This window comes from Bradyrhizobium sp. USDA 4532, assembly GCF_024171315.1.
Lineage (GTDB): Bacteria > Pseudomonadota > Alphaproteobacteria > Rhizobiales > Xanthobacteraceae > Bradyrhizobium > Bradyrhizobium australafricanum.
In genome coordinates, this window is the sequence record NZ_JALJZN010000001.1 from 6,861,032 (window position 1) to 6,881,511 (window position 20,480).

20 protein-coding genes and 2 tRNA genes are annotated in these 20,480 nt (G+C 63.6%); 16 read left to right on the forward strand and 6 right to left on the reverse strand.

The genetic code is table 11. The annotated features are described in order from the left end of the window. Window positions 1-37 precede the first annotated feature (37 nt). The 3 genes from J2R76_RS31520 to J2R76_RS31530 form a co-directional block, all read right to left on the reverse strand. Window positions 38-2,182 carry a methyl-accepting chemotaxis protein gene (locus tag J2R76_RS31520; RefSeq protein WP_141342965.1) on the reverse strand — a complete coding sequence of 715 codons (2,145 nt, stop codon included), beginning with the start codon at window positions 2,180-2,182 and terminating at the stop codon, window positions 38-40. Between the two features lie 250 nt (window positions 2,183-2,432). Further along, complete coding sequence (locus tag J2R76_RS31525) at window positions 2,433-3,176, reverse strand: outer membrane protein (RefSeq protein ID WP_076830931.1); 744 nt, start codon at window positions 3,174-3,176, stop codon at window positions 2,433-2,435. Between the two features lie 356 nt (window positions 3,177-3,532). Then, a complete protein-coding gene (locus tag J2R76_RS31530; protein ID WP_253625309.1) occupies window positions 3,533-3,853 on the reverse strand; it encodes a hypothetical protein in 321 nt (106 codons plus the stop codon). 99 nt (window positions 3,854-3,952) lie between these two features. On the opposite strand from J2R76_RS31530, the gene J2R76_RS40705 reads away from it, so the two are divergent. Then, entirely contained in the window at window positions 3,953-4,078 is a 126-nt protein-coding gene (locus J2R76_RS40705; RefSeq protein ID WP_256521266.1) for a hypothetical protein, read from the forward strand. Between the two features lie 1,111 nt (window positions 4,079-5,189). Then, entirely contained in the window at window positions 5,190-6,785 is a 1,596-nt protein-coding gene (locus J2R76_RS31535; protein ID WP_253625310.1) for an NACHT domain-containing NTPase, read from the forward strand. A gap of 147 nt (window positions 6,786-6,932) precedes the next feature. Here J2R76_RS31535 and J2R76_RS31540 read toward each other — a convergent pair. Further along, window positions 6,933-7,007: transfer RNA gene (locus J2R76_RS31540), tRNA-Thr, on the reverse strand. Window positions 7,008-7,322: 315 nt separating this feature from the next. Between J2R76_RS31540 and J2R76_RS31545 the strand changes: the two genes are divergently transcribed. The 5 genes from J2R76_RS31545 (at window position 7,323) to J2R76_RS31565 (ending at window position 11,394) form a co-directional block, all read left to right on the forward strand. Continuing rightward, on the forward strand, window positions 7,323-7,535 hold the full coding sequence (locus J2R76_RS31545) for a hypothetical protein (protein ID WP_194295391.1): 213 nt from the start codon (window positions 7,323-7,325) through the stop codon (window positions 7,533-7,535). A 41-nt stretch (window positions 7,536-7,576) separates the two neighbouring features. Next, entirely contained in the window at window positions 7,577-9,274 is a 1,698-nt protein-coding gene (locus tag J2R76_RS31550) for a cyclic nucleotide-binding domain-containing thioredoxin-disulfide reductase (protein ID WP_141342968.1), read from the forward strand. 168 nt (window positions 9,275-9,442) lie between these two features. Further along, window positions 9,443-9,751 (forward strand): UBP-type zinc finger domain-containing protein, encoded by a 309-nt coding sequence (locus tag J2R76_RS31555; RefSeq protein WP_057018148.1) that lies wholly within the window; start codon window positions 9,443-9,445, stop codon window positions 9,749-9,751. A 177-nt stretch (window positions 9,752-9,928) separates the two neighbouring features. Continuing rightward, window positions 9,929-10,429, forward strand: a complete 501-nt coding sequence (locus J2R76_RS31560; RefSeq protein ID WP_057018160.1) for a hypothetical protein — start codon at window positions 9,929-9,931, stop codon at window positions 10,427-10,429. Window positions 10,430-10,569: 140 nt separating this feature from the next. After that, window positions 10,570-11,394 (forward strand): alpha/beta fold hydrolase, encoded by an 825-nt coding sequence (locus tag J2R76_RS31565; protein ID WP_050382324.1) that lies wholly within the window; start codon window positions 10,570-10,572, stop codon window positions 11,392-11,394. A gap of 352 nt (window positions 11,395-11,746) precedes the next feature. Here the strand turns inward: J2R76_RS31565 and J2R76_RS31570 are convergent, their stop codons facing one another. Further along, window positions 11,747-12,352 (reverse strand): TetR family transcriptional regulator, encoded by a 606-nt coding sequence (locus tag J2R76_RS31570; RefSeq protein WP_229193278.1) that lies wholly within the window; start codon window positions 12,350-12,352, stop codon window positions 11,747-11,749. Window positions 12,353-12,521: 169 nt separating this feature from the next. On the opposite strand from J2R76_RS31570, the gene J2R76_RS31575 reads away from it, so the two are divergent. The 7 genes from J2R76_RS31575 (at window position 12,522) to J2R76_RS31605 (ending at window position 18,005) form a co-directional block, all read left to right on the forward strand. Further along, window positions 12,522-13,460, forward strand: a complete 939-nt coding sequence (locus tag J2R76_RS31575; protein WP_141342971.1) for an SDR family oxidoreductase — start codon at window positions 12,522-12,524, stop codon at window positions 13,458-13,460. A gap of 29 nt (window positions 13,461-13,489) precedes the next feature. Then, window positions 13,490-14,149, forward strand: coding sequence for an epimerase (locus J2R76_RS31580; protein ID WP_253625311.1), 660 nt, complete (start codon window positions 13,490-13,492; stop codon window positions 14,147-14,149). Between the two features lie 84 nt (window positions 14,150-14,233). Then, on the forward strand, window positions 14,234-14,662 hold the full coding sequence (locus tag J2R76_RS31585) for a DUF2948 family protein (protein WP_057018152.1): 429 nt from the start codon (window positions 14,234-14,236) through the stop codon (window positions 14,660-14,662). A 198-nt stretch (window positions 14,663-14,860) separates the two neighbouring features. After that, window positions 14,861-16,156, forward strand: a complete 1,296-nt coding sequence (gene hisD, locus J2R76_RS31590; protein ID WP_141342972.1) for a histidinol dehydrogenase — start codon at window positions 14,861-14,863, stop codon at window positions 16,154-16,156. Then, entirely contained in the window at window positions 16,153-16,659 is a 507-nt protein-coding gene (locus tag J2R76_RS31595; protein ID WP_016841326.1) for a UPF0262 family protein, read from the forward strand. The genes hisD and J2R76_RS31595 overlap by 4 nt, the downstream gene beginning before the upstream one ends. A gap of 54 nt (window positions 16,660-16,713) precedes the next feature. Then, window positions 16,714-17,178, forward strand: a complete 465-nt coding sequence (locus tag J2R76_RS31600; RefSeq protein ID WP_141342973.1) for a low molecular weight phosphatase family protein — start codon at window positions 16,714-16,716, stop codon at window positions 17,176-17,178. Window positions 17,179-17,375: 197 nt separating this feature from the next. Then, window positions 17,376-18,005: a Maf-like protein gene (locus J2R76_RS31605; RefSeq protein WP_141342974.1), complete on the forward strand. Its 630-nt coding sequence runs from the start codon at window positions 17,376-17,378 to the stop codon at window positions 18,003-18,005. Window positions 18,006-18,337: 332 nt separating this feature from the next. Here the strand turns inward: J2R76_RS31605 and J2R76_RS31610 are convergent, their stop codons facing one another. Next, the gene (locus tag J2R76_RS31610; RefSeq protein WP_253625312.1) at window positions 18,338-19,654 is read right to left on the reverse strand and encodes an ISNCY family transposase; all 1,317 of its coding nucleotides are present in this window, start codon (window positions 19,652-19,654) and stop codon (window positions 18,338-18,340) included. A gap of 353 nt (window positions 19,655-20,007) precedes the next feature. Here J2R76_RS31610 and yacG point away from each other — a divergent pair, with 353 nt between their 5' ends. Both yacG and J2R76_RS31620 read left to right on the forward strand, forming a co-directional pair. Further along, a complete protein-coding gene (gene yacG, locus J2R76_RS31615) occupies window positions 20,008-20,202 on the forward strand; it encodes a DNA gyrase inhibitor YacG (RefSeq protein WP_141342786.1) in 195 nt (64 codons plus the stop codon). 139 nt (window positions 20,203-20,341) lie between these two features. Beyond that, a tRNA-Phe gene (locus tag J2R76_RS31620) sits at window positions 20,342-20,417 on the forward strand. Window positions 20,418-20,480: the final 63 nt, after the last annotated feature.

A 20,480-nucleotide genomic window follows, 5' to 3' on the forward strand; every position in this document is an offset into this window, starting at 1 on the left:
GTTCTATGCTTCGCATAGCCCCGGAACGACGCTGTACCTACGCCGCGCGGATGTTCGACAGGAAGCCGTCGATCTCCGAGCGCAGCACGTCGGCCTCGCGGCGCAGTGCGTCGGAGGCGCTCAGCACCTCGCCGGCGGCGGTGCCCGCCTCGGCCGACGCGGTGGACACGCCGACGATGTTGCTCGACACCTCGCTGGTGCCGCCCGCCGCATGCTGGATGTTGCGGGCGATCTCGCGGGTCGCCGCGCCCTGCTGCTCGACCGCGGCGGCGATCGCGGTGGTGACGTCGTTGATCTCGCCGATCGTGCTCGAGATGTTGCGGATCGCGGAGACGGCCGTCGTCGTCACCTCCTGCATGCTGACGATCTGCTGGCGGATTTCCTCGGTCGCCTTCGCGGTCTGGCTCGCGAGGTTCTTCACCTCGGAGGCGACCACGGCAAAGCCGCGGCCGGCCTCGCCGGCGCGCGCCGCCTCGATGGTGGCGTTGAGCGCGAGCAGATTGGTTTGCGAGGCGATGGTCTGGATCAGGTCGACCACGACGCTGATGCGTGCGGCATTGTCGGCAAGCCCCTGCATCGTGCTGTCGGTGGCGCTGGCTTCCTCCACCGCCTTGCGGGCGATCTCCGCCGAGGTCACGACTTGGCGGCCGATCTCCTGGATCGAGGACGACAGCTCCTCGGTGCCGGCCGACACCGTCTGCACGTTGACCGAGGTTTCCTCGGCGGCCGACGCGACGGCGTTGACCAGCGCGCTCGACTGGTCCGCGGTCGCCGACATGCTCTGCGCAGTCGACTGCATCGAGTTCGCCGCGGTCTGCAGGCTGCCGAGCGCGCTGCGGACGTTGGATTCGAACGTGACGATCTGCGCTTCCATGCGCGAGGCGCGCTCCGCCTTGGCGCTGCGGTCCTTGTTCTGGTTTTCCGTGAGCTCGCGGCTCTCGACCATGCTCTCGCGGAACACCTGCAGCGCGTCGGCCATGACGGCGATCTCGTCGCGCTGGCGGCTCTGCGGGATCTCGGTGTCGAGGTCGCCGTCGGACAGCAGCTGCATCGAGCGCTGCAGGCCGCGGATGCGGCGCAGGATGTTGCGTCCGACATAGAGCCAGACGAACAGGAACGAGCCGACCAGCGTCAGGGCGCCGAGGCCGATCATCACCATGGTCGCGAGCGAGATCTGCTGCCGTGCCTGGAAGGTCGAGCTGTCGGTCTCCTTCTGCACCGCGTCGACCAGCTGCTGGACGCTGATGCCGAGCCCGACATTGAGCTTGCGCGTCTCTTCCAGGATGGTCTGGCCGTAGTCGATCGCGTCGAGCTCTTTCTGGCGGATCTTGAACACGCCGGTCTTGCCTTCGCCGAGCACGAGCAGCCTCGAGGCGGTGTCGCGCACCGCAACGATCGCGGGATTGTTCGGCAGGTCCTCGAGGTTGGACTTGACGCGTTCACGCGCGGCCTTGAACTCGGCCTCGATCGCATCGAGCGTTTCGCTGGAATTGGCCGACAGCGCCGCGGTCATGTCGGCGGCCATCAGATTGCCGGCGGCGAGCACGTTGCTGATCTGGCCGACGGTGCGGGCAGCTTCAGTGGCGTCGTCCGCGGAGACTTCGGCCGCGGCGAGGATGGCGTTGAGCCGGGTCTGCGCGTCGAGCATCGCGGGACTTGCGGCGGAGACGAACGCCGCCTGCGCCTTGCGCAGTGCGTTGTACTGCTTGTCGCGCAGCGCGCCGACCTCGAGCCGCTCGCGCGCCGCCGAGATCAGGCTCTTGGTGGCCTCGTCGGTGTTCTTGACGTTCTCCTGCAATGCGCTGACCACGGATTTGTCGGCGCCGAGCTCGATGATCTCGCCGAGCTTGGCGCTGGTGAGCCGCGCGACGTCCTGCACCTTCTTGGTGCGATCGTTCAGCGCGTCCTCGCTCTGCACGGCGAGCAGGCCGGGGCCTTGCGCCGCGAGCGAAGCGCTTTGCGCGGCAAGTTGCAGGCTCGCGGCAAGCCGCGGAATGTCGCGGCCGGAGAGATCGGTCATGGTGCCGCCGAGCTGATGCAGCACGATGCCGGCGCCTGCGCTGATCACCAGCGCCATGCCTGCGATCACAGCGAACGCCGCGAACAGGCTGCCCCTGACGCCCATCTGCGGCAGATGGATACGCTTGAGATTTGGTTTGCCGAGCTTGAACCGAAACGCCATTGCCCCTGTGCCCCCTGGCCCACTACGCTTGGCCACTATCCTTGGCCACTACTCTTGGATGTTTCCCCGGCGCGGGAGTATCGGTGCGGCCGGTTAACAAAATCGGGAAAATTGCGACGATCTGCGGGATTTTTCAGGGCTGCCGCGCAGTGGCGACGTCTCGGTTCGCTGTGCGGAATCGATGCACGCGATCGGATGCAAAAAGGCCGGCGTGAGCCGGCCTTTTCCACTGTTGGTTGTGGGCGTGCTCTCAGTAGCGGCCGTAAGCAGGGCCGCCGAGGTTGCCGAGATTGAAGCGGTAGTTGAGGCCCGCCTTCACCGTGTGCTCGTCATTGTGGAAGCTGCCGACCGGCACCAGCGCGCCCGGCGCGGTGAAGCGGCTGTCGCCGAAGTCATAGTACTGGTACTCGACCTTGGCCGACCAGTTCGGCGCGAACATGTATTCGGCGCCGCCGCCGATGGTCCAGCCGTTGCTGTGGTTGTCGCTGAGCGTGAATCCGACCGGCGCGCCGCCGAGCGTCACCGTTTCGTTGTTGTCGGAATAGGCATAACCGCCCTTCACATAGATCAGGCCCGGACCCCAGGTGTAGCCGACGCGGCCGGTGATCGAGCCGATGCCGCGCTGGTTGTTGTTGTAGACGTAGCCGCCCGGGAAGATCGCGTTGAGCTGATGGCCGCCGACCCAGGAATACTGGCCTTCGAGGCCGATCACCCACATCGGCGACAGCTGCCAGTCGTAACCGGCCTGCACGCCGCCCATGAAGCGGGCGTCGGAGTCGGACAGCGCGAGGCCGTTGAAATTGTTGTTCTGGGAGAAAACGCCGCCGAGATGGCCGCCGAGATAGAAGCCGGTCCAGTTGTAGAGCGGAGCGGCGTAAACAGGCGCGGGCGCCTTCTGATAATAGCCACGGTTGAAATCGGCGGCGTTGGCGGTCGCGCCAAAGGCAGCGACGGCCGCCGCGACGGCGGCGGTTGCGAGCAGGAACTTCTTCATGGGGGCAGTCTCCGGACAAGTCATGAGGCGCAGCGTGAATGGCGCCATCCACGGCGACGGGTTAGACCGCATTTGAATAAAATGCAGTCACCGGAACGCTGCGCGGAGCGTTAAGTCGCAGCCTTTGCGGCGAAACGTTTTGTTGTGCCTAACGAACGCTTAAGGTGGAATGAAGCAAGGCTTAACGCGGTGTGCGCGGCGCGCATTTCCTGTTAACCAAGCCGTCGGTTAGAGCATGATCCGGAAAAGTGCGAAGCGGTTTTCCCTCTCGACAAACGCGGAACGCGTTTGCGCGGAGATCATGCTCAAACAAGGAGCTAAAGCGCGATGATGATTCAACCTAATGTGATCGCGCTTTAGGCCAGTCGCTTGCACACATCGTCGCGCATCTGCTCGCGGAACGCCTGGCGGCGCGCGGCGCGATCCCTGACCGGGACGTCATGGCGATCGAACACGTCGAACTTCTCCAGGATCGGATAGTGCTCGCTCGCCATCGCCAGCACGCGCAGCACGGCGGCAACCTTCGGGGTCGGGCCGGTGACTTCCCATCTGCGCAGCTTCTCGGCACCGCCGGCGGCCGATAGCCCGCACAGCTTCGCCATATCCGCCGCCGTCAGCTTGCGGCCCAGCGCCTCGCTGAGATGTTCGCGCAGTTTCTTCAGTTCTGGGCCGGTCACGCTTGGTCCGCTCCGCGATGGCAAAATGTGAAGTGAGTCACATGAGGTGCTTGAGGCGCGGGTTATACGCCACGCAGGCGAGTTCTAAAGGAAACCATCATGCACGGCATCATCGAAAGCCTCAGCCCCGAACACGATCAGATCGATTGGAAATGGGTCGGCAGTGTGTTCGCCTTCTACGTCGTGCTGACGATCGGCGGGATGGGCGCGCTGCTGGCGCATTGATTCCAGCGCACGCGGGCGCACCGCGTGCCTGCGACTGCCATCGTTTTGCGAAGATCCTGGTGCTGCCAGACAGGATTGAACTAGCGCTTCTTGCTTTGATTTGATTGCGTTTTTTTCGGTCCAAGGATCTGAGCTCCGCTGTCTCGGCTTTTGCTTGGTCTGATTCGCGCATAAGTTGTTCCAACTTTTTTGGGCGTTGGGGGGCACATGCGGATTTTCGTAGTCGGTTTCTTATGTTTGTTTCTCGGAGCGTGCGCATACGGAGGAGGATCGTCTCAAGTTGCGCCCGGATCGCAGGTCGGCGGTGTGGGAAATATCCAGTACGATCATAAGCTACTAAATGCGAACACACACATGGTTACGGTTCATGTCGCGCCAGGAGTATTGGAGACGGAAAGCTCAATGAGTCAGCGGATGATTGTGTTCGCCAACGAATTCGCGGGGCAAACTTGTCCGAGGGGCTTCAATTTCATTGCTGACCCAAACCCTGACGTTCGAGTGAATCAACTCACTCAGCGTACCAAGGTCTACACTTTCCGCTGCACGTAGCCCCGAACGCGAAAGCGGGCTGCTTCTGTCAAAAAGCCTCTAAGCCTCGCAATGTAAGTCGGTGCGACCGGATTGAGTCATCTAAGACCAATAGCTGTTCCGTTGACCGCCCGGACCGGCGGGATAGCCTTTCACCGAATGACTAGGACCTAGAAATTATCGGGCAGGATTTTAGGCAAAGGCGGAAGCCCGGCTTAACCGCGCTGGAGTAAACCCAGTATCCCCATCGAAAGCTTTGGAGATGTCCCAAGGCGTGTAGACTTCCGGCAACTCAACCTTCTATCTATGGCTCATTGTCTTCAGCAACCAGAGGCCGCGAATGGCTATAGACCCTCAGACAGCGACGTTGCTTGCCAAATTTGCAGACAAGTTTGCCGGCCCTATTTTCGGGCTCGCGGGAAAGGCAGCCGCAAAGCTTGCTGAAACACTCACGCTAAACCTAGCGCCATACTACGAAACTACTGTCGCGCGTTGCTCAAACGTTCGAACACTAATCAGCCGGGATCAATCCATTCCCATCGATACGATATATGTCCCTACTCATCTGTCTTCCCGACACCTGATGATCGACGAAGCCGGTTTCATTGAGCGGATCCCGCGCGACAAGGCCATAATCATCTGCGGTAGTGGAGGTTCGGGCAAATCGATTTTCATGCGCCACCTGTTCTTGACTTTGGTGCACAGCCAAACCCCCGTGCTTCCCATTCTTGTTGAGCTACGTGGCATCAATGAGTTGGGTAGCTCGAAAATTCTTCCGTATGTTTATCATTCGCTAGTCTTGGGGCCAGGGGCAGTCATTTCGGAAAAGCAATTTGAGGCTGCTGTGAAATCGGGGGCGATCTATCTGATCTTGGACGGCTTTGACGAAGTGTCACCCGACCTCCGCTCATCGCTTGAAAAGGAGTTGATTGAACTTCAGCGTAACAATCCGAGCATGGTCCTAATCGTGACCAGCCGAGAGGATGAGCGCTTTTCATCATGGCAAAGCTTTACTCGATACTCAGTCTTGCCAATGGCGAAGAAGGAAGTCGTACAGTTGTTACGCAAGTTGCCGTATGAAAAAATCATACGAAACAAGTTCGCCGAGGCGGTGCGGACCTCGTTATACGACAAGCACGAAAGCTTTCTTTCGAACCCTCTTCTGGCGACTATGATGCTCATCACGTACGAGCAGTTCGCGCAGATACCGGACGAGATTCATATCTTCTACGAACAAGCATTCGAAACGCTCTTCTTTCGTCATGACACTCTAAAAGAAGCTGGCTTTGAACGTAAACGTTACGTGGACCTAGCAATCAATGAGTTCAAGAACTGCCTCTCGTCGCTCTGCATATCCACGTATGTCAAAGCCAAATTCCTGTTCACTGAAACAGAAATCCTGGATGCGATTGCGGTCGCCTGCCAATACGAAAAGCTTAATATCAAACCAGCCGACTTCCTTCGGGACCTTATTGAATCCGTTTGCATCATGCAGCGGGACGGCACATCGATAACGTTTACTCATCGCTCATTCCAAGAATACTTCAGTGCCTGCTTTATCGCTCGCAGTCCTCCGATTGATCTCGCCGACCTTCTCGACAAGCTATCGCTTCAGCCGACGGACAGCGTGATATCCATGGCGGTCGATATCAATCGTCCTCTGATCGAACGAGCTTGGGTTCTTCCCAGGCTTCGAGAGATGATGCCTGCGTTGAGAAAATTCGATGCAAAGCACCCGATTTCGTTCGCGACGGAGGTCATCGGGGATTTTGGTCTGTCGGTTATGGGCAACGAAAAGGGCAAAGAGCATACGGTGCTCAATCTGGGAGACAGCCGCATGCATAGCTTCCCACTCATGATGGAGCGGCTATACCCGGTCCAATTCAAGGGGGTATTCGACGCACTGGAGAATGAAGACTCCATTCCGGGCGAAGAAATTGGTCGACGGATCGAAGCTAGAGATCGTGAGGCCAATAATATCTCAAATCGCGAGGCCAAGAGGGCCTCTCGAGTCAGAGGATTGCCCCTCTCTCCCGAAGACGACGAATGGCTTGCGAGCACAAACGTGGGAAAGCACTTTGAGCTCTTCAGAAAGGCACTTTTAGCTGTCGCACGTCACGTAGAGAAATCGGTAAATGACGCCGAAAAGACCGGAAGAACCTTGGTGCTACTTAGGTGAAAATAGAGAAATAGCCCAGACCGACCGCTTTCGGTACCTTGTGCTTCAGCGCCGATTGTGGCCATTGCCCTCCAACGCTTGGATCTGCGCAAAATTGTTACTGTATGGTCAATGGGGGATCGGAGGCTAGCTAAGTCATTGAAAAGATGGTGCTGCCAGACAGGATTGAACTGTCGACCTCTCCATTACCAATGGAGTGCTCTACCACTGAGCTACGGCAGCATGCCCGGGAAAAATGAATCGGCCCCGAGGGCCCGTCCAAGCGGGCGGTTCTTGCCACAGGCCTCCCTTTGGCGCAAGCGAAACCGCGCCCCTGTCGCCCTTGAAATCGGCAGAAATCGACCGCCTCGCCGTTGATTCCGGCCAATCTGGCCGATTTCGGCCGGATTGGGTTCCCGATCGCGCCGAAACTATCCCGATCCGCGCTTGCCGCCGAATCATATCGCCGCAACTGGCCGACCGGGCAGGGTGCGCGGGCACCCGCCATTGGCTATGCTCGCCTCGCGCGCAGCGCGGCGGCGGTTCGAGAGTTTTGCAATGACAGGCGACCAGGACAGAGGCGGCGGGCAGGCCGGAGCCCGCGTGAAGGATTCACGACAGGATCGTCTCAAGCTCGCGCTGCGCGAAAACCTGAAGCGGCGGAAATCGCAGGCGCGCGGTCGTGACGATGCGGCCTCTTCCGAAGCCGCCCATGGTTCGCTAGATGGCGGCTCACCAGATGACGCCGGCGGAAACGAGCCGCGCCGTTAACCCGGTTCGTGCGCATTGTTATAAGGAAGCGGGTTGCCGAGATGGCTGTAGATGAGACGACGATCGATCGGCTGAGCGCAACCGCCTACGCCTTCCCGCGCCATGAGCAGACCTTTCCGACCCTGACCGCGCACGAGATCGAGCGGATGCGCCGCTTCGGCGAGCCGCGCTCATACCAGGACGGCGAGGCGCTGTTCGAGACCGGCAAGCCCGGGCCCGGCATGTTCGTGGTGCTGTCGGGCAATGTCTCGATCACCCAGCGCGACGGCCTCGGCCATGTCGCGCCGATCATCGACCAGGGACCGGGCCAGTTCCTCGCCGAGATCGGCCAGCTCTCCGGCCGCCCGGCGCTGGTCGACGGCCATGCCGATGGGGTGGTCGAGACGCTGCTGCTGCCGCCCGACCGGCTGCGCGCGCTCTTGGTTGCGGAGGCCGATCTCGGCGAACGCATCATGCGCGCGCTGATCCTGCGCCGCGTCAGCCTGATCCAGGGCGGCGCCGGCGGGCCGGTGCTGATCGGCCCCGCCTCGGTCGGCAACATGGCGTCGCTGCAGAATTTTTTGGCGCGCAACGGCCAGCCGCACCACCTCCTCGATCCCGAGACCGACAAGGATGCCGCCGACCTCGTCGCGCGCTATTCGCCGACGCGCGCCGAGCTGCCGCTGGTGGTCTGTCCCAACGGCACGGTGCTGCGCAATCCGTCCGAGACCGCGCTTGCGATGGCGCTCGGCATGATCGGCAACAGCGCGCATGAAAAACTCTACGATGTCGCCGTGGTCGGCAGCGGCCCGGCCGGGCTTGCCACCGCGGTCTATGCGGCGTCGGAAGGCCTGTCGGTTGCGGTGTTCGATTCCCGCGCCTTCGGCGGCCAGGCCGGCGCCAGCATGCGCATCGAAAACTATCTGGGCTTTCCGACCGGCATCTCCGGCCAGGCGCTGGCCGGGCGCGCCTTCAACCAGGCCCAGAAATTCGGCGCCGAGATGCTGATCCCGGTCTCGATCAAATCGCTCGACTGCACGAAAGCGTCCGGCGCATTCGTGCTCGACACCGCCTGCGGGCATACGCTGCGCGCGAAATCCGTGGTGGTCGCCAGCGGGGCGCGCTATCGCCGGCCCGAGATCGACAATCTCGATGCCTTTGAAGGCCGCGGCGTCTGGTACTGGGCCTCGCCGATCGAGGCGCGGCTCTGCGCCAACCAGGACGTCGTGCTGGTCGGCGGCGGCAACTCCGCGGGGCAGGCGGCGGTGTTCCTGTCGGCGCATGCCCGCAAGGTCAACATGATGATCCGCGGCGGCGGGCTCGGAGCCAGCATGTCGCGCTATTTGATCGAGCGCATCGAGGCGACGCCGAATATCGAATTGATGTTCAACACCGAGGTGATCGGGCTCGACGGCGCGGAGACGCTGCAGCGGGTGCGCTGGCGCAGCCGGCTCGCGCCCGACGAGTTCACCATGGATATCCGCAATCTCTTTTTGTTTGTCGGCGCCGATCCGGCGACCGGCTGGCTCGAGGGCTGCGGGGTGCAGGTCGACCGCGGCGGCTTCGTGATGACCGGCGTGCAGACCGGCGAAGGCGCGCGCGCCGTGCCGCTGCTCGAGACCACGGTGCCCGGCGTGTTCGCGGTCGGCGACGTCCGCTCCGGATCGGTCAAGCGCGTCGGCGGCGCGATCGGCGAGGGCGCTCAGGTGGTGGCCGCGCTGCACGGCTATCTCGCTGACGCGGGTGATCACACACTGTAGCAACGTCGATGCGACGCACGCAAACGTTTTCCCGTCATCCTGAGGAGCCGCGAAGCGGCGTCTCGAAGAATGAATCGGCCACAGTGTGTCCGTGCATCCTTCGAGGCTCGCAAGAGCTCGCACCTCAGGATGACGGATCAGATAGCTGCGACAGGTAAGGGCCGAAAAATGACGAAAGGCTGCACCCATATCGCCGGCATCCAGGATGTCACGCCGAGTGCGCTTGGCTGCGAGGAATGCTTGAAGAGCGGCAGCCGCTGGCTGCATTTGCGCATCTGCCGCACTTGCGGCCATGTCGGCTGCTGCGACGACTCGCCGAACCGGCATGCGACGGCGCATTTCCACGCCACCGGCCATCCCGTGATCGAGGGCTACGATCCGCCGGAAGGCTGGGGCTGGTGCTATGTCGACGAGGTGCTGTTCGACCTGTCGAAGCGCAAGACGCCGCATAACGGACCGATCCCGCGCTATTATTGATGAGGCTTCTCGCACGGCGCACGTGCCGCATCGTGTGACATATGTGCGAAAATTTTCAGCAATCGCCCGCGCCGGCAATTTTTGATGGGATGTCGGCCGTCCTGCCATCGAAGCATGTAGCAATTTTCCGTCACGCATCGTAACCTCGCACGCGGGTCTCAACGGGGAGTGCGCCACATGACGACATTGGTGCTCGTGCACGTCATTATCAGCCTGATTGCAATCGTCGCCGGCGTGCTCGTGATGTTCGGGCTGCTCGGCTCGCGCGCGATGCCGGGGCTGACCGCGATCTTCCTCGCGCTCACGATCCTGACCAGCGCCACCGGCTTCGTGATCCCGCCTTTGGTGACCGAGAAGCTGCTGCCGTCGCACATCATCGGCGGGCTTTCGCTGGTGCTGCTCGCGATCGCCTGCATTGCGCTCTATGCGATGCAGCTCAAGGGCGCCTGGCGTCCGATCTATATCGTGACCGCGATGGTCTCGCTCTATCTCAACGTCTTCGTGCTGGTCATCCAGAGCTTCCTCAAGGTGCCGGCGTTGCAGGCGCTGGCGCCAGCCGTGCCGCCGAACCCGCCATCCGGGCCGGTCTTTGCCGTGGTGCAGGGCATCGTGCTGGTGTTCTTCGTCCTGGTGACCATCGGTGCCTGGCGCCGGTTCAGGGCGGTCACGTTCGCCTGATCCGGGGCGGATGACCTCATTTCGTGGCGACACGCAGCATAGAAGACGAGATGCGGTGGCGTGTCCGCGATGCGCCGTCGCCCAAGGTTCGTTCACGCCTGGCGTGTCCGGAATGACGATCAGCTGAAGGAGTGCTTCCAATGCCCACCATCACCACCAAAGACGGCGTCGAGATTTTCTACAAGGATTGGGGCTCGGGCCAGCCGATCGTGTTCAGCCATGGCTGGCCGCTGTCGTCGGACGACTGGGACGCGCAGATGCTGTTCTTCGTGGGGCACGGCTTTCGCGTCGTCGCCCATGACCGCCGCGGCCACGGCCGCTCCGCCCAGGTCGCCGACGGTCATGACATGGATCACTATGCCGACGACCTCGCTTCCGTCACCGCGCATCTCGATCTGAAGAACGCCGTCCATGTCGGCCATTCCACCGGCGGCGGCGAGGTGGTGCACTACATCGCCCGCCACGGCGAGAGCCGGGTGGCGAAGGCGGCGATCCTGAGCGCGGTGCCGCCGTTGATGGTGCAGACGGCGAATAATCCCGGCGGCTTGCCGAAGTCGGTATTCGACGGCTTGCAGGCTCAACTCGCCGCCAATCGCTCGCAATTCTACCGCGACCTGCCGGCCGGGCCGTTCTACGGCTACAACCGGCCCGGCGCAAAACCGTCGGAAGCCGTGATCCAGAACTGGTGGCGGCAGGGCATGATGGGCGGCGCCAAGGCGCATTACGACGGCATCGTCGCGTTCTCGCAGACCGACTTCACCGAGGATCTGAAGAAGATCAACGTGCCGGTGCTGGTGATGCATGGCGACGACGACCAGATCGTGCCCTACGCCGACTCCGCCCCGCTCTCGGCCAAGCTTCTGAAGAACGGCACGCTGAAGACCTATAAGGGTTTTCCGCACGGCATGCCGACGACGGAGGCCGAGACGATCAACGCCGACCTGCTGGCGTTCATCAAGGGCTGAAGGTGAGAGAGGCTGTGCTCTGCGCCGCGCGTCTCAACATTGCGCAGCCTCAATCCACCTCGCCCGGTGGCTCACTCCTCTCCCCACAAGGGGCAGGGCAATCGCATACGGAATGAACCGATTCTTCCGCGCCGTCATGGCCGGGCTAAACACTTGTCCCGGCCATCCACGTCTTCTCTTCGCGTGGAAACGAAGACGTGGATGCCCGGGACAAGCTCGGGCATGACGAGTTTGTGGGAACTCCGATCGCCTCAAACGGCCATATGCGATTGCCCTACCACAAGGGGGAGGAGTCCGAAGCATGTGCTCGCCTTACGGAGACTATGTTTCGGAAGCGCCGTGATCGGCTGGCTCACTCGAAAATCGCGCGGATCGCGGCGAACAGGCGCTTGGCGACCAGGTCCGGCTTCTCGCGGGCGCCATCGTCGGCCCAGAGCTCGCTGCCGACGCGCATCGCGCCGGTCGTGATCATCGCGACCAGCCGGGCTTTCATCCGGTCATTCTTGTGGTTGGCGCGCTTGAGCAACGCGTTGGCGAGTTCGCGCTCAAGCCCTTCATATTTGGCCTGATCGCGCGCCTGCAGCGCTGGATTGTCGCGCTTCAGCCGCGCCAGCGCGACCGCCTCGCGCGGATCGATCTGCTTGACCATGTCGGCGATGGCGTTCTCGGCGGCCTGCAGCATGGATTCAGTGGCCGGGCGCGCCGCAACGGCTGCGATCAGTGCCGCGGTGCCGTCCTCCTGCCAGGCCAGCACCACGTCTTCCTTCGAGGCGAAATAGTGAAAGAAGGTGCGGCGCGAGACGTCGGCGGCGGCGACGATGTCGTCGAGCGTGGTCGCCTCGAAGCCGCGCTCGAGAAACAGCATCATCGCGGCCTTGGTCAGCCGCTCCCGGGTCTCCTGCCGCTTGCGCGCGCGCAGGCCCGCCGCCGGCGACGCCGGATTCGCTTTGGATTGCACCGACTTGACCGGTTTCTTGGCCGATTTCCTGGCCGGTTTGCGCGCGGGCGCCGGACGTTGCAATTTTTCACCCCTTGCAAAAATGCACTTAGTGCACATTTCGTCGGATGCGGCTGGACCCGCAGGAACCCGACGAGAAACCCGAATCGTGTTGCAAGGAGATATAAGCATGACCGGCTGGAGCACTGCAGACATTCCGCGGCAGGGCGGCAGGACCGCCGTGATCACGGGCGCTACCGGCGGACTCGGCTACGAGACCGCGCTGGAACTGGCGCGCGCCGGCGCCAATGTCGTGCTCACCGGCCGCAACGGCGCCAAGGGGCAGGACGCGCTGGCGCGGATCCGCGCGCAGCTTCCCGATGCCGCGGTGACCTATGAAACGCTCGACCTCGCGAACCTCGCATCGGTCGCCGATTTCGCCGGGCGCTTCGCCGCCACGCATACCGCGCTCGATCTTCTGATCAACAATGCCGCGGTGATGTCGCTGCCGAAGCGGCAGGTCACCGTTGACGAGTTCGAGATGCAGTTCGGCACCAACTATCTCGGCCACTATGCGTTGACCGCGCTGCTGTTGCCGCAGCTCCGCCGCGGCCACAACACCCGCGTCGTCAATCTTTCCAGCCTTGCGCATCGCTCCGGCGTCATCAATTTCGACGATCTGCAGGCCCGCCGTTCCTACGCGCCGTGGCGCGCCTACTGCCAGTCGAAGCTTGCGATGCTGATGTTCGCGCTCGAACTGCAGCGTCGCAGTGCGATCAACGGCTGGGGACTGATGAGCAATGCCGCGCATCCCGGCTACGCGCGCACCGAGCTGATCCCGAACGGTCCCGGCACCGACAGCCTGTCGTGGCGGTTCGGTCGATATTTGCAGCCGATCATGAGCCACTCCGCGGCGGTGGGCGCATTGCCGACGCTGTTCGCGGCGACCTCAGCCGCGGCCCAGCCGGGCGGCTATTACGGGCCCAACGGGTTCTACGAGTTGAAGGGCCCACCTGCGCCGGCGCGCATCATGCCGCACGCCAGGGACACCGCGGTAGCGCAGCGGCTATGGGATATCTCGGCGGCGCTGACCGGTGTATCGTTTGATCAGGTCGCAACCGCCGCCTGAACGGATCGGGCGGCAGCAGGGCAATCGAGATGAAGGTCATCCTGTTCGGCGCGACCGGCATGGTCGGGCAGGGCGTGCTGCGCGAATGCCTGCTCGATCCCGGTGTCGAGCGCGTGCTCGCGGTTGGGCGCAGCCCGACCGGGCAGCGCGATGCCAAGCTTGTCGAGTTGATCCACGACAATTTCGTCGATTACAGCGCGATCGAACCGCAGCTTGCCGGCTACGACGCCTGCTTCTTCTGCCTCGGCGTCTCCTCGATCGGCATGGACGAGGCACGCTACCGCCATCTCACCTACGACATCACACTGGCCGCGGCGACGGTGCTGGCGCGGCTCAATCCCGGCATGGTGTTTACCTATGTCACGGGGCGCAGCACCGATTCCACCGAGCGCGGCCCGTTGATGTGGGCGCGGGTGAAGGGCAAGACCGAGAACGATTTGCTCAAGCTGCCGTTCAAGGCCGCCTACATGTTCCGGCCCGCCGGGATCCAGCCGCTGCATGGCGTCCGCTCCAAGACCGGCTGGGTGCAGGCGATCTATCTCGCGACCTCGCCGCTGCTTTCCTTTCTGGTGCGGGTCGCCCCGAACTACATGACGACGTCGGAACGGCTCGGCCGCGCCATGCTGAAGGTCGCCCGCGACGGCTACCCCAGGCCGGTGCTGGAGAGCGAGGACATCAATCGCCTCTGAAGCGCGGTGGGCCGGTTCCCTCGAGCGGCGATTTCGCCAGGTCTCTTGGTACCTCCCGGGCCGCGAGGCGTTATAACCACCGTCATGTCCCCACCCGCGCCGCTGAAACTGATTGCTCTCGATGCCGATGACCTCGCGGTCATCTCGGCTCATGTGCAGGACGCCCACGTCCAGCCCTCCGACATCGTCTGGCGCCAGGACGAGAAGCGGCTCGTGGTCGGCCTAAACCGGCTGGACTGGGAGCAGACCCTGTCGGGCGGCGCCTGCTCGCGGCGGCTGATCGCCGCGCTCAGGTTCGACCGGGTGCTGGCATGCAAGTCGCGCAATATCGACCTGGAAGTCCCGGAAGCCACCCTGGAACTGCTCGGGATCGAGTTCTATGCCTCCGACCCGCCGGGCGGCAGCGCGCTCCTGATGTTCGGCCATGGTGGGGCGCTGCGGCTGGATGTCGAGTGCCTGGAGTGCGAATTGACCGATCTGGGCATCGACGATCTCGGCGTGGCGCCGGGGTGATTGGGCACGTCATTCCGGGGCGGTCCCAACGGGTCCGCGCAAGGCGCGGCCCGATGACAGGCTCCGGACCGAACCCGGAATCTCGAGATTCCGGGTCTGGTCCTTGGGACCATCCCGGAATGACATCCCCCAAGGGTTGACGGCCATTATCCGTCGCGCCATTGAGCAGGGACCCGAATTCCTCCTAAGAAAGCCGTCATGCCCGTTCGCCTGGACCGACAGAGCGCCGATTTCGAGCAGCGATTCCGCGATTTCCTGGCGGCCAAGCGCGAGGTGTCGGCCGACGTCGAGCGCGCCACCCGCACGATCGTCGACGACGTGGCGGCCCGCGGCGACGCGGCGCTGCTCGAGGCGACCAAAAAGTTCGACCGGCTCGATATCGACGCGGCCGGCCTGCGCATTACCGCAGCCGAGATCGACGCCGCGGTTGCGGCCTGCGACCCCAAGACCGTCGACGCCCTGAGGTTCGCGCGCGACCGGGTCGAGACCTTCCACCGCCGCCAGTTGCCGAAGGACGAGCACTTCACCGATGCCGCCGGCGTCGAGCTCGGCTGGCGCTGGAGCGCGGTCGATGCGGTCGGGCTCTATGTGCCCGGCGGCACCGCGGCCTATCCGTCCTCGGTGCTGATGAACGCGGTGCCGGCCAAGGTCGCCGGCGTGCCGCGGGTGGTGATGGTGGTTCCGGCGCCGGACGGCAAGCTCAACCCGCTGGTGCTCGCCGCCGCCCATCTCGGCGGCGTCTCGGAAATCTACCGCGTCGGCGGCGCCCAGGCGGTGGCGGCACTGGCCTATGGCACCGCGACAATCGCGCCGGTCGCCAAAATCGTCGGCCCCGGCAACGCCTATGTCGCCGCGGCAAAACGGCTGGTGTTCGGCAAGGTCGGCATCGACATGATCGCCGGCCCCTCCGAGGTGCTGGTCATCGCCGACGACACCGGTAATGCCGACTGGATCGCGGCCGATCTCCTGGCCCAGGCCGAGCATGACGTCAGCGCGCAGTCGATCCTGATCACCGACAGTGCACGGCTCGCCGCCGACGTCGAGCGCGCGGTCGAGACGCAGCTAGCGACCTTGCCGCGCGGCGAGATCGCCCACACCTCGTGGAACGACTTCGGTGCCGTGATCAAGGTGGCAAAACTCGACGACGCGGTCGAGCTCGCCAATGCGATCGCGGCCGAGCATCTTGAGATCATGACCGCGGATGCCGAGGGCCTGTCGAACAAGGTCCGCAACGCCGGGGCGATCTTCCTCGGGGCCCATACCCCGGAGGCGATCGGCGACTATGTCGGCGGCTCCAACCATGTGCTGCCGACCGCGCGCTCGGCGCGGTTCTCCTCGGGCCTCGGGGTGCTTGACTTCATGAAGCGAACCTCGATCCTGCGGTGCGGGCCGGATCAGCTGCGTGCGCTCGGGCCCGCCGCGATGACGCTCGGCCAGGCCGAGGGTCTCGATGCCCATTCACGTTCCGTCGGATTGCGCCTCAACCTCTCATGAACAAGCCACCAGACGACGAGGATTCCAACAATCGCATCGTCGCGGTGACGCTCGACGAGGAATCGATCGGCCGTTCCGGGCCCGATATCGAGCATGAGCGGGCGATCGCGATCTACGATTTGATCGAGCAGAACCTATTCGCGCCCGAGGGCGCCGCCGGGCCGGGGCCTTACACCCTGCATATCGCGATCACCGGCAACCGGCTGATGTTCGATATCCGCAAGGAGGACGGCGCGCCGGTGGTCGCGCATCTGTTGTCGCTGACCCCGTTCCGCCGCGTCGTGAAGGACTACTTCATGATTTGCGACAGCTACTATCAGGCGATCCGGACCGCGACGCCGGACAAGATCGAGGCGATCGACATGGGCCGCCGCGGCATCCATGACGAGGGCTCGCGCACGCTGCAGGAGCGGCTCAAGGGCAAGGTGCGCGTCGATTTCGAGACCGCGCGGCGGCTGTTCACGCTGATCACTGTGCTGCACTGGAAGGGTGAAGGCGCATGATCGGTGAAGCGGTGATTGACGGGGGCGTACCCCGATCGAAAAAAGCCTGATCGCATGGAAGCGCCGCGCGCGCGCAATCCCCAGGCCGTGCTGTTCGCATGCGGCCTGAACAGCGTGCGGTCGCCGATGGCCGAAAGCCTGCTGCAGCAGATGTTTCCGCAAGGCCTCTATGTTCGCTCGGCCGGCGTCAAGAAGGGCGAACTCGACCCGTTCGCCGTCTCGGTGATGGCCGAACTCGGCCAGGACATTTCCAGCCACAAGCCGCAAACCTTCGAGGAGCTCGAGGACTGGGAGGGGCTGAACTTCGATCTCATCATCACGCTGTCGCCGGAGGCGCACCACAGGGCGCTGGATCTCACCCGCACGCTCGCCGCCGATGTCGAATACTGGCCGACGCAGGATCCGACCGGCACCAGCGGCAACCGCGAGCAGAAGCTCGCCGCCTACCGCGAGGTCTGCGACGGCCTGTTGCTGCGCATCCGCCGCCGCTTTGCCAAGGCCGGCGCGGCAAACCTGTGAGGCTCGGCCAGGCGAGGGGACCAGCGTGTTCCGATTCGCAGAACCGCCGCTTGTCGCCAGACTGACAAACAGCTGTGCTTATGGGGCCTGGTCTCAGGCGGGGGCGCGATTCGCGGCCGGTTCCAAGGTTGTGCATCCATGCCCCATCCGATAGGTTCCGCCCGCGTCCGTCCCCCCGATTCAGCCCAAAAGCCCGCATGATAGGCCGTCCCAAATTCGTTCTTGCTTCCGGTTCGCCGCGGCGGCTGGCCCTGCTCAACCAGGCCGGCATCGAGCCCGATGCGCTGCGCCCGGCCGATGTCGACGAGACTCCGCGGCGGGGCGAGTTGCCGCGCGCCTGCGCCAACCGCCTGGCGCGTGCCAAGGCCGACGCGGCGCTGAAATCGGTGCATCTCGACGACGACCTGCGCGGCTCCTTCATCATTGCCGCCGACACCGTGGTCGCGGTCGGCCGCCGCATCCTGCCCAAGGCCAATCTGGTCGACGAGGCCGCGCAGTGTCTGCGGCTGCTGTCGGGCCGCAATCACCGCGTCTACACCGCGATCTGCGTGGTGACGCCGCGCGAGGCATTCCGTCAGCGCCTGGTCGAAACGCGCGTGCGCTTCAAGCGGCTCAGCGAGGACGACATCCAGGCCTATATCGGCTCCGGCGAATGGCGCGGCAAAGCCGGCGGCTACGCGGTGCAGGGCATTGCCGGATCGTTCGTGGTCAAGATGGTCGGGTCCTACACCAACGTGGTCGGCCTGCCGCTCTACGAGACCGTGACCTTGCTCGGCGGCGAGGGCTTTCCGATCCGCCACGGCTGGCTCAACTCCGTCGCGGTGTGAGGTATCCACTGAGGTCGTATCGCATCGAAGATGCGATACGGATGGGGCTCTTTCCTCCTGAACGACCCGCGATGAGACCCCACCTCAACTGCTCCACATCGTCATGGCCGGGCTATGCAACGAGGCCGATAGCCGGACGCGATAGCCTGCCGCAGGGGCGCGCTGCCAAAATATCGAAAACAACCCCATGCAAAGGAGCCGACAGCTAGCGTGTTCGACACGGCAACTGTCCGTAGCGGGTGAAGATGTCGTGTTTTTGTAGCTCGTGATCTGTCGCCTTCGTTTCTGATTTGCAGGGGAGCCGGAAGGCGGGGACGGCTTTCCCTGATTGATCATGCCACGGCTGTTGTGGCGGTTTTAGCCCTGTGGGTGAGTTTCTTTGTTCGACTTGAAGCCCGTTTCTCCGTCCCGACCCGCGCTTTCTCGACGGCGGTGCGCGCAGGAGCGGTCAAGGACGCGCGCTTGCGCGCCCGCCAGGGCTTGTCCTTGACGGCTCCGAGCACGCCGCCAGGCTGGGGCGCGTCGGGGCTGATCTGCTGTCCGTTGGCGCTAAACATCGCCAACCGATGCGGTCCGAGGAACACGCTGACGGTGCCATCGGGATACTCATGGAGGCGCACCACAGCCTTGACGAAGTGAGGCCTGAGCCGGCTCTCCGGCAACTGCAGCCGCCGACCGTTCCATGCAACGGTATTGTCGTTGGCGACGGTTCGCTCCTCGATCACGCACAGCGCCTCGCGCCAGGCCTCATGCCGGTCGGCCACGAATGCCGTGCCTTCCTGTTCGGGCTTGATCGCAAACGCGGCGTTGTGCCCGGGGATGTAATGCGCCTTCAGCCACGCGTTGGCAGCCTCAACCGTCGTGATCCCGGCAAGCCGCAGCTCCTTCGGCAGCCGGTCCTGCAAGGTGCCGAACACCCGCTCGGAGCGCCCGCGCGCCTGCGGCGAATAGGCTGCGATATGCTCGATCCCAAGATGCGACAAAGCCCGTCCCACCTGGGTTTGTTGCGTCTTCGAGATCTTCTCGCCAGCTTTTGGGGTCAGGAAATAATGGCTGCCGCGGTCGGTGTAGAGCGCGCAGAACAGGCCATGCTCGCCAATCACTTCGCGCAAGGCCTGGAAGGTCGAGGCCGTTCCTTCTTCCTCGACCAGCACCATCGAGTAGATCTCGCTGGTCGCATCGTCCATCGTGACGATCAGGTCCCTCGCGGGCAGGCCTTCGATCCAAACGTGGCGCGATCCGTCCTGGTGCAGCAGCATGCCCCGAAGCGGCCGCCGCGGCCGCTTCTTGCGGTGCGCCGAACGCTTCGGAGCCTTCCGCACCAGCCCTGCCGCGTGCAGCGCCAGCTTCGTCACCGTATAGCCCAGCACATAGTCGTGCCGCTTTTGCATCTGCTCGTGGAAGTGCTTCACCGTGAAGTCCGCGTACTTGTCCCGGTACAGCGCAAGCATCCGTTCCAGCTCCTCCTCCGGCGCCCGCCGTGGCGAACGACGCCCCAGCCGGCGGTCGACAAGCCCGTCGTCGCCCTCCGCCTCATAGCGCTCCGCCCAGCGTTGAAACGTCCGAACACTGATCCCAAGAACCTCCGATGCTGCCTCCTGCGTCAGTTCCTTCGCCTCCGTCCGATCCAGCAAATCTGAAAACCGCATCCGTCGTACACCCTCGTGAATGGATGCCGTGCCCATCGTGCCCCCCTTGTTCCGGAGCACCGAAAACACGACACTTCACGAGCTACAAACAGGCGACAGATCACGAGCTCAGCGTTCGACACGACAACTTGACTCGTCGGGCAAATCGGCGGCATTCTTCCATTATCCAGAAATCGCGGAGACGCCCTTCGCTCCGAGGCTATCGCCCTGCGCTTGCGGGCGAGGCCGCCGTCTCGAGCCACTCGGCCAAGCACCTGCGCGGCCGGCGAAGACGCATATGCGATTGCCCTACCCGCAAGCAGGGAGGGAACGCAGCGGAACATGCGGCAGATGATGTAAACTCCGGCCCAGCCATGACCGACCAAGCCCGAACGCCCAAGGCCATACCCTCTGCCACCCCGCGTGCCTGCGCGATCTGCGGCAAGCCCGTCGAGCAGGCCTTCCGCCCGTTCTGCTCGGCGCGCTGCCGCGACGTCGATCTCAACCGCTGGCTGACCGGCCGCTATGTCGTCCCAGGCCGCGAGGACGACGCGGAGGACCCGGAATAGCCAAGATTTCCCAACAAGTTGGGGAAAGAGTGCCGGTCGGGCTCGCCGCGCCGAAGCCTTTGGCGAAGGCGGGTGGACACGGCGCTCCGACCTCTCTATAAACCGCCCGCTCGCTCTGGCCTTTCGGCCCCGCGGGTATGCCCAGGTAGCTCAGTTGGTAGAGCATGCGACTGAAAATCGCAGTGTCGGTGGTTCGATCCCGCCCCTGGGCACCATAAAATCAATGACTTAGCTGAACGTCTCCTAGCCAGTTAGACATTTCTGGCTGCGAGTTAGAC

Excerpts from the sequence above, each read along its gene's own strand:
- J2R76_RS31520 (WP_141342965.1), bottom strand. The coding sequence starts at position 2,182 with ATGGCGTTTCGGTTCAAGCTCGGCAAACCAAATCTCAAGCGTATCCAT.
- J2R76_RS31525 (WP_076830931.1), bottom strand. The coding sequence starts at position 3,176 with ATGAAGAAGTTCCTGCTCGCAACCGCCGCCGTCGCGGCGGCCGTCGCT.
- J2R76_RS40705 (WP_256521266.1), top strand. The coding sequence starts at position 3,953 with ATGCACGGCATCATCGAAAGCCTCAGCCCCGAACACGATCAGATCGAT.
- J2R76_RS31535 (WP_253625310.1), top strand. The coding sequence starts at position 5,190 with ATGATCGACGAAGCCGGTTTCATTGAGCGGATCCCGCGCGACAAGGCC.
- J2R76_RS31545 (WP_194295391.1), top strand. The coding sequence starts at position 7,323 with ATGACAGGCGACCAGGACAGAGGCGGCGGGCAGGCCGGAGCCCGCGTG.
- J2R76_RS31550 (WP_141342968.1), top strand. The coding sequence starts at position 7,577 with ATGGCTGTAGATGAGACGACGATCGATCGGCTGAGCGCAACCGCCTAC.
- J2R76_RS31555 (WP_057018148.1), top strand. The coding sequence starts at position 9,443 with ATGACGAAAGGCTGCACCCATATCGCCGGCATCCAGGATGTCACGCCG.
- J2R76_RS31560 (WP_057018160.1), top strand. The coding sequence starts at position 9,929 with ATGACGACATTGGTGCTCGTGCACGTCATTATCAGCCTGATTGCAATC.
- J2R76_RS31565 (WP_050382324.1), top strand. The coding sequence starts at position 10,570 with ATGCCCACCATCACCACCAAAGACGGCGTCGAGATTTTCTACAAGGAT.
- J2R76_RS31575 (WP_141342971.1), top strand. The coding sequence starts at position 12,522 with ATGACCGGCTGGAGCACTGCAGACATTCCGCGGCAGGGCGGCAGGACC.
- J2R76_RS31580 (WP_253625311.1), top strand. The coding sequence starts at position 13,490 with ATGAAGGTCATCCTGTTCGGCGCGACCGGCATGGTCGGGCAGGGCGTG.
- J2R76_RS31585 (WP_057018152.1), top strand. The coding sequence starts at position 14,234 with ATGTCCCCACCCGCGCCGCTGAAACTGATTGCTCTCGATGCCGATGAC.
- hisD (WP_141342972.1), top strand. The coding sequence starts at position 14,861 with ATGCCCGTTCGCCTGGACCGACAGAGCGCCGATTTCGAGCAGCGATTC.
- J2R76_RS31595 (WP_016841326.1), top strand. The coding sequence starts at position 16,153 with ATGAACAAGCCACCAGACGACGAGGATTCCAACAATCGCATCGTCGCG.
- J2R76_RS31600 (WP_141342973.1), top strand. The coding sequence starts at position 16,714 with ATGGAAGCGCCGCGCGCGCGCAATCCCCAGGCCGTGCTGTTCGCATGC.
- J2R76_RS31605 (WP_141342974.1), top strand. The coding sequence starts at position 17,376 with ATGATAGGCCGTCCCAAATTCGTTCTTGCTTCCGGTTCGCCGCGGCGG.
- J2R76_RS31610 (WP_253625312.1), bottom strand. The coding sequence starts at position 19,654 with ATGCGGTTTTCAGATTTGCTGGATCGGACGGAGGCGAAGGAACTGACG.
- yacG (WP_141342786.1), top strand. The coding sequence starts at position 20,008 with ATGACCGACCAAGCCCGAACGCCCAAGGCCATACCCTCTGCCACCCCG.